Raw genomic sequence first — 10,951 nt, 5'->3', positions numbered from 1 at the left:
GTCCGTTCATGGTGAAGGACTGGGACCCGGGTCAGACCTTGACGTTGGAGCGCAATCCGTACTTCGAGGACTTCATGCCCGGCCAGCCCTACCTCGACGAGCTCATCCTCGAGAACGTCCCGGACTACCCGCAGCAGATCGCCGCCCTGCAGAGCGGCGCCGCCCAGGTCGTGTCGACGTCGGGCGGCGCGCCGACGGCGGAGTTGCTCGAGACCGCCAACGCGGTGGCGACGTACACGGGCGGTGGGGCGAGCATCCATCTCAACAACGCGGTGCCGCCGTTCGACGACGTGCGGGCTCGCATGGCGCTGGCCCTGGCGCTCGACCGGACGATCACGTCGGATGCGTTCTCGCCGGGCACGGCGCCGGCCACGGGGCTGTTCCCCGAGTCGTCGCCGTTCTACAACCCCGACTACACGTATCCCGAACAGGACGTCGAGGAAGCCCAACGGCTCTTCGACGAGCTCGCCGCCGAGGGCAAGCCCGTCGAGTTCAGCTACACGACGTTCACGAGCGCCCAGCAGAACGCGGTGGTGGACACGCTGATCGCTCAGCTCGCCGAGTTCGACAACGTCACGTTCGAGACCGACGTCCGCACGTACTCGGAATATGCGGCGGCATCGGTTTCCCGTGAGTACCAGTCGCTCGCCTGGGGCATCTACTTCACCGGTCCGCTGCCGATCCTCTACGACAACGTTCACCCCGACGGCATCTTGAACTACGGCAACTGGGACAACGCCGAGGTCGGCGAGGCGCTGGACACGCTCGTCGAGGCGACCACGGTCGAGGAGCAGAAGGCCGTGTGGGACGTGGTGCAGCGCGAGATGGTCGAGGACATGCCCGTCGTCTGGTTGGGGGAGGGTGTGCTCACCGTGGGGTACGCCGACGGCTTCATCGTCCCCCGCACCATCAACCTCGGGACGCTGCCGCTGTGGGCCGAGGTCGGTTACGCCTAGGCGCCGGCCGGAACGAGCCGACATCGCAGTGCGGTCGGCGGCGTCGAGCCAGCGTCGCCGACTCTCATTGACGATCTGATCTGATCATATAGGATATGTTGGAACACAACCGAAGGCCACGTGTGGCCCGGGACGGGGAGCAGGAGTGACCATGGTCGAGAGTTCTGTCTGGTCGGCGCGGTCGCGTCGGCGGTCGCGTTGCGGCGTTGGTGTCGTGGCGGCGTTGACGGTCGCGGTGTCGGCCACCGTGTTCGACGCGGTGTCGGCGGCGAGTACCGAGCCACCGGTTTCGGAGGCTGCGGCGGCTGGTGGTGTGCCGACGCGTGGCGGGAGCGCCACGGTGGTGTTCAGTGGGCAGCCGGTCACGCTCGACCCCCAGCTCCATCGGGTGTCGCTGGCGTTCAGCGAGCCCGCCGTGGCGGCGTCGGTGTTCGGGCATCTGGCGTTCATGAACACGGAGACGGGTGCGGTGGAGTTGTACTTCCTCGAGTCGTTGGAACCGAACGAGGACGCGTCGGTGTGGACGCTGACGCTTCATCCGAACATCAGCTTCTCCGACGGCACGCCGTTGAACGCCGAGGCGATCAAGTACAACATCGAGCGGGCCGCGGACCCCGAGACGGGGTCGCGGTTCCAGCCGGCGACCGAGGGTCTGGTGTTGGAGGTGATCGACGAGCTGTCCTTGCAGGTCACGTTGCCGGCGCCTGATCCGGGTTGGGACACGGTGTTGGTGTCGAACTTCGCCGGTGTCGGTTCGCCGACGGCGATCCAAGCGGCGCTCGACGAGGGCGTCGAGGTCGGGACGCGTCCGGTGGGTGCCGGTCCGTTCATGGTGAAGGACTGGGACCCGGGTCAGACCTTGACGTTGGAGCGCAATCCGTACTTCGAGGACTTCATGCCCGGCCAGCCCTACCTCGACGAGCTCATCCTCGAGAACGTGGGTGACCGGTCGCAGCAGGTGAGCGCCCTGGCGAGCGGCGCCGCCCAGGTCGTGCTGACGTCGGGCGGCGGGCCGACCGACGCACTGCTGGAGGTCGGCAACGCGGTCGTCACCAACAGCGGTGGCGGGGCGACGATCCATCTCAACACCGCGGTGCCGCCGTTCGACGACGTGCGGGCTCGCATGGCGCTGGCCCTGGCGCTCGACCGGACGATCACGTCGGATGCGTTCTCGCCGGGCACGGCGCCGGCCTCCGGGCTGTTCCCCGAGTCGTCGCCGTTCTACAACCCCGACTACACGTATCCCGAACAGGACGTCGAGGAAGCCCAACGGCTCTTCGACGAGCTCGCCGCCGAGGGCACGCCCGTCGAGTTCAGCTACACGACATACAACACGGCCGAGCAGACGGCCATGGTGGACACGCTCATCGCCCAGCTCGCCGAGTTCGACAACGTCACGTTCGAGGCTGACATGCGGACCTACGACGGGTACCTCGAGGCGTCGATCTCCCGTGAGTACCAGTCGCTCGCCTGGGGCACGTACTTCACCGGTCCGCTGCCGATCCTCTACGACAACGTCCACCCCGACGGCATCTTGAACTACGGCAACTGGGACAACGCCGAGGTCGGCGAGGCCCTCGCCGACCTCGCCACGGCCTTCACGGTCGAGGAGCAGAAGGCCGTGTGGGACGTGGTGCAGCGCGAGATGATCGAGGACATGCCCGTCGTCTGGTTGTGCGAGGGTGTGCTGACCGTGGGCTACGCCGACGGCTTCATCGTCCCCCGTTCGATCAACCTCGGCACCTTCCCGCTCTGGGCCGAGGTCGGCTACGCCTAATGCTCCGTCTGATCCTCCGGAAGATCGGCGAAGCGATCCCGGTCCTGCTCCTCGTGTCGCTCGGCGCTGCGGCGCTGACCGACTTGATCCCGGGCTCGCCGGCACGGCAGATCCTCGGCGAGTTCGCCACCGAGGAGCGGGTGATGGCGCTCGACGAGAAGCTCGGCGTCAACGATCCGTTCCTGGAGCGCTACTGGAGGTGGCTCTCTGGTGCCCTGCGCGGTGACCTCGGCGAGTCGCTCATCGCCAACGAGCCGGTCACGGCGCGGGTCCTCGACGTGCTTCCCACGACGTTGGAAGTGGCCATGGTCACGCTCGTGCTCTCGTTGGCGGTGGCGCTCATCGCCGCCCTGATCGCGGCCAGCCGCGCCGAGGGCCCGGTCGACCGCGGCGTGTCGGGCATCTCCGCGTTCTTCCAGGCGATCCCGTCGTTCGTCGCCGCGGTGTTCATCACGCATCTGCTCGCCGTGCAGTTCGGTCTGCTGCCGTCGCTCGGGTGGACGCCGCTCGGTGAGAACGTCGGAGAGCACGTCAAGACGATGATCATGCCCGTCATCGTCCTCATCGTGGTCACCGCGCCGCTGTTCTACCGCGTTGCCCGCGCCGACATGGTCGACGTCCTCCAACAGGACTACGTCCTGTCGGCACGTGCCCGTGGGCTCTCCGACGGCTACATCCTGGTGCGCCACGTTCTGCGCCCGGCTTCGAGGTCGCTGCTGACGCTCACCGGCCTCGTCTTCGGGTACCTGATCGGCGGGTCGATCATCGTCGAGACGTTCTTCGGCCTACCCGGCCTCGGCAGTCTCGTGTCCCGTTCGATCACCAACCAGGACGTCGTCGTCGTCCAAGGCATCGTGCTGTACGTCGCCATCGCCTATCTCGTGGTCAACCTGCTGGTCGACCTGCTGCAGATGGTGCTCGATCCCCGATTGAGGTCGAACACATGAGTACCCCCGCTTCGCTCATCGGCGCGCCGCCGTCCGATTCCGCCACGGTCACCGCGTCGGGACAGGTGTCGGCCGCACGGCGCCGCCGCAGGCGGTTCGGCTTCAGCCTCGGTCTCGCCTTCACGTGGCTCGGGCTCATCACCGTGCTCGCCCTGGCGGCCGACCTGCTGCCGCTGCACGACTACGTCACCAAGGCCGGCGATCCGAACCTCGGCCCCAACTGGAGCGCCGAGTTCCTGGGCACCGACTCTGTCGGCCGGAGCATGCTGTCGCGCGTCATCTTCGGGGCGAGGATCTCGTTCCTCATTGGCTTCGGCGCCACAGCACTCAGCCTGCTCATCGGCGGAACGCTCGGGCTGTTGTCGGCCTACTTCGGTGGGGCCGTGAGCTCGGTCATCGACGTGCTGGCCAACACCGTGCTCGCCGTCCCGTCGCTGCTGTTCCTGCTGGCCATCTCCATCGCCCTCAAGCCGACGCTGGTGCTGCTCATCGTGCTCCTGAGCGTGATCACGGTCCCGGCCTTCATGCGCCTCACGTACGCCAACGCCCTGGCCGAGATGAACAAGGACTACGTCGTCGCCTCCCAGCTGATGGGGGCATCGTCCGTGCGGATCATGTTCAAAGAGGTGCTGCCCAACGCGGCGATGCCCGTGCTGTCGTACGCCGTTCTCGTCGTTCCTGCGATGATCACCGTGGAGGGATCGCTGAGCTTCCTCGGCTTCGGGGTGCAGGCTCCACGGCCGAGTTGGGGCGTCATGATCGCGAGTGGTCGCTCCCGGCTGCAGGACAACGCGTGGGAGGCGATGACGCCGGGCATCGTGCTGTTCGCCACCGTCTTCGCCCTGAACCGGATCGGTGACTTCGTGCGCGAGCGCTACGGCTCGCGGGAGGGGCGATCGTGATGCGAGCGCGGACCAGCGGTGGAGGAGAAGCGATGGTGACGGTCCAGAACGATGTCCCGGTGGCGGTTCCGGCGGCACTCCCGCTCGACCGGAGCGTGGGCGTCCGTTCCGGCAGCCACCTCGACCGGTCGCACGAGTCCGACTCGACCGCCCTCAGGGTGACGAACCTCACCTGCACGATTCCGGGAGCCGACGGTACCGACCTGCGTCTGGTGAGCGACGTCTCGTTCGAGCTCGAACGCGGCAGGACGCTCGGCATCGTGGGTGAATCTGGGTCGGGAAAGTCGATGCTCGTTCGCTCGATCATGGGCATCGGCCCACGAACGACGACGGTCTCGGGCTCCGTCGAGCTCAACGGGACCGATCTGATCGGCATGCCCCGCAAGCTCCGCCGCAAGCGCCTGGGTCGCGAGATCGCCATGGTGTTCCAGAACCCGATGACCTCACTGAACCCGGTGGTCAAGGTCGGCCGGCAGATCTCCGAGGGCCTCCGCGCCCACCACGGCCTCAACCGGCACGACGCCCGCCAGCGCACGATCGCCCTGCTCGGCGATGTCGGCATCCCCGAGCCCGAGCGCCGGCTCTCCCAGTATCCGCATCAACTGTCCGGTGGGATGCGTCAACGTGTCACGATCGCCGCCGCGCTGGCGAGCGACCCCGACGTGCTGATCGCCGACGAGGCGACGACGGCACTCGACGTCACGGTGCAGAAGCAGATCCTCGTGCTGCTCGGGCAGATCCAGGAACAGCGGAAGATGGCCGTCATCATGATCTCCCACGATCTGGGTGTCGTGAGCGGACGTACCGACGACCTGATCGTGATGTACGGCGGGCAGGTGGTCGAATCCGGCCCGACCCGCGACGTGTTCCGGCGTCACTCCCACCGCTACACCGAAGCCCTGCTGCGCGCGGTGCCCTCGTTGGAGAGCGAGCCGCACGGCCACTTCGCGACGATCGCCGGCTCGCCTCCGCAGCCGACGGCCGACTTCGTGGGCTGCCGCTTCGCCCGGCGCTGCGGCGAGGCCACCGACGAATGCCGTGAGCAGACGCCGCCCTGGGTCACCACGGCCACCCCAGGGCACGGCCACCGCTGCATCCACCCGGCGGAGATCTCTCAGCAGCCCCGCGTCGACGAGGGTCTGGCGCGATGACCGCCGTCGCAGCCACGACCGCCGGGCCGGTCGCCACCCCGTCCGGCGAGCAGCACGGCGAACCGGTGCTCGAGGTCCGGAACCTCGTCCAACGGTTCAAGGTGGGCCGGCGCTACCTGGAAGCCGTGTCGTCGGTGTCCTTCGACATCCGCGCCGGCGAGACGCTCGGCCTGGTCGGTGAGTCGGGTTGTGGCAAGTCGTCCACCGGGCGCGCCGTCCTCCAGATGCCGCGGCCGACCGCCGGGTCGGTGCGGCTGGCCGGGCAGGAGCTGACCGAACTGTCGGGCGAACGCTTGAAGGAAGCGCGGCGCCGGATGCAGCTCATCTTCCAGGACCCCGTGTCGAGCCTCAATCCACGACGGCAGGTCCGCGAGATCGTGGGCGAGGGCCTGTCGATCGTGGGCGTGCCCAAGGCGGAGGTCGAGGCCAAGGTCGAAGCGATGCTCGCCCTGGTGGGTCTCGACGTCTCGATCATCGGCAAGCGTCGGGCCCACCAGCTGTCGGGTGGACAATGCCAACGGGTGGCGATCGCCCGGGCGCTCGTGATGCAGCCCGAGGTGCTGGTCTGCGACGAGCCCGTCGCGTCGCTGGACGTCTCGATCCAGGGACAGGTGCTCAACATCCTCGAGGACATGCGCCAGCAGTTCGGCCTCGCCATGCTGTTCATCTCCCACGACCTGTCCGTGGTGCACAACATCTGCGACCGCATCGCCGTGATGTACCTGGGCCAGATCGTCGAGGTCGGGCCGAGCGTGGCGATGACCCGCTCGCCCCGCCACCACTACACCCGTGCGCTACTCGATTCCGTCGCCGTCGTGGACCCCGAGGCCGAGGTCGACGACCGGTTGCTGGCAGGGGAGATCCCGTCGCCCCTCGACCCGCCGTCGGGCTGTCGGTTCCGGGGACGATGCCCGCGGGCCGAAGCCCGGTGCGCCGACGAGCCACCCCCGCTCGTCGAGATCGAGGCCAATCGCTTCGTCGCCTGCCACTTCCCCCTCGACGATCCCGGCGGATCCTCTCCCGTGCCGGTGACCATCGGCGCCTCAGCGCCGCGAGCCTGACGCCGGCGCGGCGACGTCTCGATCGCACCTACGTGCCACGCGTCAAACGATCGGTGCGTCGACGCCGCAGACGTCGGCGCGCGCCATCGCCGTCCCGGCGACCATCGCCCGCAGCTTGGCCACGGCGATCGCCGATGGCACGTGGCGCAGACCGCAGTCGGGATTGACGGTCAGACGATCGGGCGTGACCACGTCGAGTGCCCGGTGGATGCGTTCGGCGACGAGGCCCGGCGACTCGACCACGTCGCTCTTGACGTCGATGACGCCGAGTCCGAGTCCGCGGTCCCACTTGTGACGCCCGAAGAGCTGCAGGTCGGCGTCGCCCTTCCGGGCGAACTCGAGGGCCAGTTGATCGATGTGGGCGTCGAGGACGGCCGGGAACAGGAAGTCGTAGTGGCCCTCCCACATCGGTCGGGCGTAGCGATTGCCGTAGCAGACGTGGAGTACCCGAACCGCGTCGACGCCCTCCATGACCGTGTTGACGCCCTCGATCGCCATCTCGACGTCCTGGGGGTAGCCGGCGAGGAACGGTTCGTCGATCTGCACGACGTCCGCCCCGAGCCGGGCGATGTCGCGTGCTTCGGCGTTGAGCGACTCGCCGAGGGCCCGCACCAACGCCGCGCGGTCCCCGTAGGCGTCGTCGGAGATTCGTCGCGAGAGGGAGTATGGGCCTGTGATCGAGAACTTCACCGGTCGATCGGTCTGCTCCCTGGTGAACAGCACGTCGGGGCCGAGGCCGAGACCGGCGGCGTCGAGCACGGGGAGGGGATGGGTGACCCTGGCCTCGAAGTAGTCGAAGGAGTTCGACTTCGACGTGTGCGGGATCTCGACGCCGGGGACGCGGGTGAGGAAGTAGTCGACGTCGTTGTCGCGGCGTTGCTCGCCGTCGGTGACGATGTCGATCCCCGCTCGTTCTTGATCCTTGATCGCCGCCTTGACGGCGACGTCGTGGATCTCTCGTAGGTACTGGCTGCTGATCCGACCCTGGTAGTGATCGGTCCTGAGTCGTTCCAACCACTCCGGGACCGAGTGGGAGCCGACGACGGCGGTCGGCATCAACAAGGTCGCCGGATCGATGCGGTGCGCACGCTCAGTCATGGAGGCTGGCGGTCAGCGTCGTGATGCTGCTGCGAGCACCGTGTCGGAAGGGGGTGAACGTGACGTCGACCGCATGGCGCCGGCCGATCTGTCGGAGGAGCGGGCCGTTGACCCAGTTGACGACGGATCCGTCGTACTTGCCGGGACCGTGAAAGCCACTGTGGTACTGCTCGGCCGACTCCACGAACAGGTCGAGGCACTGCAAGCGGCCGAAGGGGTGCAGCAACGGCAGCGTCCCGGCGAAGCTGGCGACCGCGCCGTTGTTGACGTGCAGGCGGACGTCGCCGTCGGCGTCCAGTTGCGGCCGGAGGTGCTCGCCGGACAGGCCGGGAGCGATCTCGTACGCGTCGAGGCCTTCGAGTGGCACGTACCGTTCCTCCAGTCGCACCGCCCCCCAGCACTCTCGCCAGAACCCGACCGCGTCACCGACCGACGGGAACTGTGCCGGCATCGCCTCGCTCAGCAGTTCGGGGCCGAGCCGGAGGAGCTTGTCGACCAGGCCCGGCACGGCGTCGGGCGATGACGACACCTCAGCAGCGAGGCGGGCGGCGGCGTCGTCGGCGATCCACGCCCGAACCTCGACCTGGTGCACGCGGCCGCCGATCCGGGCGATCTCGTCGCTCGGCAGGTTGTCGTACACGTTCGACACGTACACCAGGAACGCCTTGTGGCGGAGGAACCCGAGCGCGGAGAGCGGCCTCGTCGCGTCGACGACCATGGCGCTCGTGTGCGCAGCGTGGCCGGCGACCGCCGCCTCGGCGCGTGCGAGCACGTGCGGCGAGTAGTCGCACAGGATGTAGTGCAGCCGGCGGTAGTAGTCGCGACCGTGGGCTCGATCGAGCGTCACGAACTCGTCGAGCCAGGTCCTGGCCTGGCCGCCGTTGCCGACCCCGAGCTCGACGACGTACAGCTCGTCGGGCAGGGCGTTGCGGGCGTCGAGCTCGTCCCACACACGGAACAGTGCGTGGATCAGCTCGTGGACGGCGGTGAGGTTGCGCGCGTCAGTGGCCCCGCCCGGCAGGGCGCGCTCGTACTCGCGGCCGGTGGCGGCCTCCCAGTGGCCGAGCGCCTGCCAGTACAGGGCGTTGAACCGCCAGATGCAGCTCGTCCGCCCGGCCGTCCACGGCTCGAGGTAGATCCCCCGCCGCAGTCGGCCGCTGCGCAGTCGCGCCAGGGCGGCGTGGGTCGCGGCCTCGACATCGACGTCCTCGCTGCGCCGCAGGTCGACGGCGATCTCGATCATCGCCGGCCCGGCGTCCTCGCCGCTGGCGGCCGGGTGCGCCAGCACGGGGCGGATGTCGACGACATCGCGGAAGTTCGACTTGTACTGGATCCAATCGCACACCAATCGGACGTGGGTGAGGTCCACAGTGTCGCCGGCGAGGGCCGAGAGCATCTGCGCCAATGGTGCGGTCACGTCGAGCGGCTCGGCGCCCCGCAGCTTCTGCACCGGCCGCACGTCAACGCGCATGCCGGACCACCTCCGCCCGTGCCGGGCCGGCGCCGTGGCCGACCTCTCGTTCACGCCGGGGAGGGACGCCGGCGGACTCGAGGATCTCGGGCACCCCGTGCTCGTAGGCGAACGCCATGACGTGCACGCCGGCGACGCCATCCACCGCGCGGAGCTCTTCGATCGTCTCGGCGCACGCTCGTACGCCTTCGGCGGCGACGCGGTCCGACGTGACGCCGCGCAGCCGCCGTTCGAGCTGCTCGGGCACCGAGACCCCGGCGACGTGCCGCTGCATGTGATCGAGCGCCGCCAGCGAGCGGATGGGGCCGACGCCGGCGAGCACGGCGCAGCGCTCGAGCACGCCGAGGTCACCGAGCTCCGCCACCCACCGGCGGAACCGGGCCACATCGAACACGAACTGGGTCTGGACGAACTCGGCGCCGGCGGCCACCTTCTTGGCGAGCCGGCGCGCCCTGAGCCGAGCGGGTGGGGCGGTCGGATTCTCGACCGCCCCGATGAGCCAGTTCGGAGCGGGCTCGACGGCGCGTCCCGACAGGAGGCGGTGCTCGTCACGGAGCGTGCGGGCCGTCGCGATCAGCTGGACGCTGTCGAGATCGAAGACGGCCTTCGCCTCGGGGTGGTCGCCGGCTGAGGGGAAGTCGCCGGTGAGGAGCAACACGTTGGGGATCCCGACGACGGCTGCCGAGATGAGATCGCTCTGGAGCGCGATGCGGTTCCGGTCGCGGCAGGTGAACTGCATCACCGGCTCGACGTCTTCGGCGGCGAGGAGCAACGAGCCCGCCCAGCTCGCGACGCGCACGAACGAGCTCTGGTTGTCGGTGACGTTGGCGGCGTCCACCCACTCGCACAGATGCCGCGCCTTGCGGCGAAGGTCAGCGGGGTCAGCGGAGCGCGGGGGACCGACCTCGGCCGTCACGGTGAAGGCGCCCGAGCGCAGCGAGCGACGAAGACGCCCCTCCACGGGCGGCGCCGGTCCGGGGCTCACGGCGGACCCCACAGGTCGTCGTCGCGGCCCTGCCAGTAGTTGACCCAGGAGCTCTGTCCGCGGCTGCGCTGATCGATGGGGTGATGGAGGAGGTCGAGGTCCCCGACCCGTCCGCTGCGCTCACACCGCTCGAAGGCGGCGACCCACACGCATTGGACGCCGGGGAAGACCTCGCACGTGCCGTCCGCGCGCACACCGCCGCACGGGCCGTTGCGCATCTCCTTGGGACACGTCATGGGGCACGCGTACCCGGTCGCCGGCAGCGCGCACTGGCCGCACATCTTGCAGCCGAAGAGGGAGGACTTGACCGTGGCTTCCGCCGCGGTGAAGGCACGGTACGGGCGCCGGTGGCGCTCGAGCCACCGGGCGAGGGATCGCCAGGCCGGGTTGGGACGGAGCAGTCGCTGTAGCGCGTAGGTCGTCCGAGCCCCGATGGGCGGGACGACCGGCGGCGACGCATGATTCGGTTGCTGGCGTTCGCGCGTGTCGGCGGGCACGGCTCACCTCCCTCCGCGATCCTGTCGTCAGTCCGGCTCGTAGAATCCTATCAGATCGCACCGCCCCAAGAGTGAACCGCTAGGAATAGCGGGCTTGCGCCGGCAT

At 68.9% G+C, this 10,951-nt stretch carries 10 protein-coding genes; 6 read left to right on the top strand and 4 right to left on the bottom strand.

The window, feature by feature from the left end; translation table 11 throughout:
* The 6 genes from DN771_RS06680 to DN771_RS06655 all read left to right on the top strand — a co-directional run.
* Nucleotides 1-956 (top strand): ABC transporter substrate-binding protein (locus DN771_RS06680; RefSeq protein WP_162941638.1); only part of this gene is annotated, 956 nt, incomplete at its 5' end.
* A gap of 214 nt (nt 957-1,170) precedes the next feature.
* Nucleotides 1,171-2,733 (top strand): ABC transporter substrate-binding protein, encoded by a 1,563-nt coding sequence (locus tag DN771_RS06675; RefSeq protein ID WP_162941637.1) that lies wholly within the window; start codon nt 1,171-1,173, stop codon nt 2,731-2,733.
* A complete protein-coding gene (locus DN771_RS06670) occupies nt 2,733-3,680 on the top strand; it encodes an ABC transporter permease (protein WP_116996558.1) in 948 nt (315 codons plus the stop codon). Before DN771_RS06675 ends, DN771_RS06670 begins: the two co-directional genes overlap by 1 nt.
* The gene (locus DN771_RS06665) at nt 3,677-4,582 is read left to right on the top strand and encodes an ABC transporter permease (protein WP_116996557.1); all 906 of its coding nucleotides are present in this window, start codon (nt 3,677-3,679) and stop codon (nt 4,580-4,582) included. The genes DN771_RS06670 and DN771_RS06665 overlap by 4 nt, the downstream gene beginning before the upstream one ends.
* A 32-nt stretch (nt 4,583-4,614) precedes the next feature.
* A complete protein-coding gene (locus DN771_RS06660) occupies nt 4,615-5,733 on the top strand; it encodes an ABC transporter ATP-binding protein (RefSeq protein ID WP_116996556.1) in 1,119 nt (372 codons plus the stop codon).
* The gene (locus DN771_RS06655) at nt 5,730-6,794 is read left to right on the top strand and encodes an ABC transporter ATP-binding protein (RefSeq protein ID WP_116996555.1); all 1,065 of its coding nucleotides are present in this window, start codon (nt 5,730-5,732) and stop codon (nt 6,792-6,794) included. Before DN771_RS06660 ends, DN771_RS06655 begins: the two co-directional genes overlap by 4 nt.
* 42 nt (nt 6,795-6,836) lie before the next feature.
* Here the strand turns inward: DN771_RS06655 and DN771_RS06650 are convergent, their stop codons facing one another.
* Genes DN771_RS06650 through DN771_RS06635 form a run of 4 tightly spaced genes read right to left on the bottom strand, consistent with a single transcriptional unit; the run spans nt 6,837 to nt 10,845 of the window.
* The gene (locus tag DN771_RS06650) at nt 6,837-7,892 is read right to left on the bottom strand and encodes a uroporphyrinogen decarboxylase/cobalamine-independent methonine synthase family protein (RefSeq protein ID WP_116996554.1); all 1,056 of its coding nucleotides are present in this window, start codon (nt 7,890-7,892) and stop codon (nt 6,837-6,839) included.
* Nucleotides 7,885-9,363: a hypothetical protein gene (locus tag DN771_RS06645; protein WP_162941636.1), complete on the bottom strand. Its 1,479-nt coding sequence runs from the start codon at nt 9,361-9,363 to the stop codon at nt 7,885-7,887. The genes DN771_RS06650 and DN771_RS06645 overlap by 8 nt, the downstream gene beginning before the upstream one ends.
* A complete protein-coding gene (locus tag DN771_RS06640; RefSeq protein WP_116996587.1) occupies nt 9,353-10,348 on the bottom strand; it encodes a methylenetetrahydrofolate reductase in 996 nt (331 codons plus the stop codon). Before DN771_RS06640 ends, DN771_RS06645 begins: the two co-directional genes overlap by 11 nt.
* Nucleotides 10,345-10,845 carry a methylenetetrahydrofolate reductase C-terminal domain-containing protein gene (locus DN771_RS06635; protein WP_116996552.1) on the bottom strand — a complete coding sequence of 167 codons (501 nt, stop codon included), beginning with the start codon at nt 10,843-10,845 and terminating at the stop codon, nt 10,345-10,347. Before DN771_RS06635 ends, DN771_RS06640 begins: the two co-directional genes overlap by 4 nt.
* Between the last annotated feature and the right edge of the window lie 106 nt (nt 10,846-10,951).

It is taken from the genome of Desertimonas flava, from assembly GCF_003426815.1.
GTDB lineage: Bacteria > Actinomycetota > Acidimicrobiia > Acidimicrobiales > Ilumatobacteraceae > Desertimonas > Desertimonas flava.
This window is presented reverse-complemented; position numbering and strand designations above follow the sequence as displayed.

Bases quoted from the DNA above. Each gene is read 5' to 3' on its own strand.
- DN771_RS06645 (WP_162941636.1), bottom strand. From the start codon at position 9,363: ATGCGCGTTGACGTGCGGCCGGTGCAGAAGCTGCGGGGCGCCGAGCCG.
- DN771_RS06650 (WP_116996554.1), bottom strand. From the start codon at position 7,892: ATGACTGAGCGTGCGCACCGCATCGATCCGGCGACCTTGTTGATGCCG.
- DN771_RS06655 (WP_116996555.1), top strand. From the start codon at position 5,730: ATGACCGCCGTCGCAGCCACGACCGCCGGGCCGGTCGCCACCCCGTCC.
- DN771_RS06660 (WP_116996556.1), top strand. From the start codon at position 4,615: ATGGTGACGGTCCAGAACGATGTCCCGGTGGCGGTTCCGGCGGCACTC.
- DN771_RS06665 (WP_116996557.1), top strand. From the start codon at position 3,677: ATGAGTACCCCCGCTTCGCTCATCGGCGCGCCGCCGTCCGATTCCGCC.
- DN771_RS06670 (WP_116996558.1), top strand. From the start codon at position 2,733: ATGCTCCGTCTGATCCTCCGGAAGATCGGCGAAGCGATCCCGGTCCTG.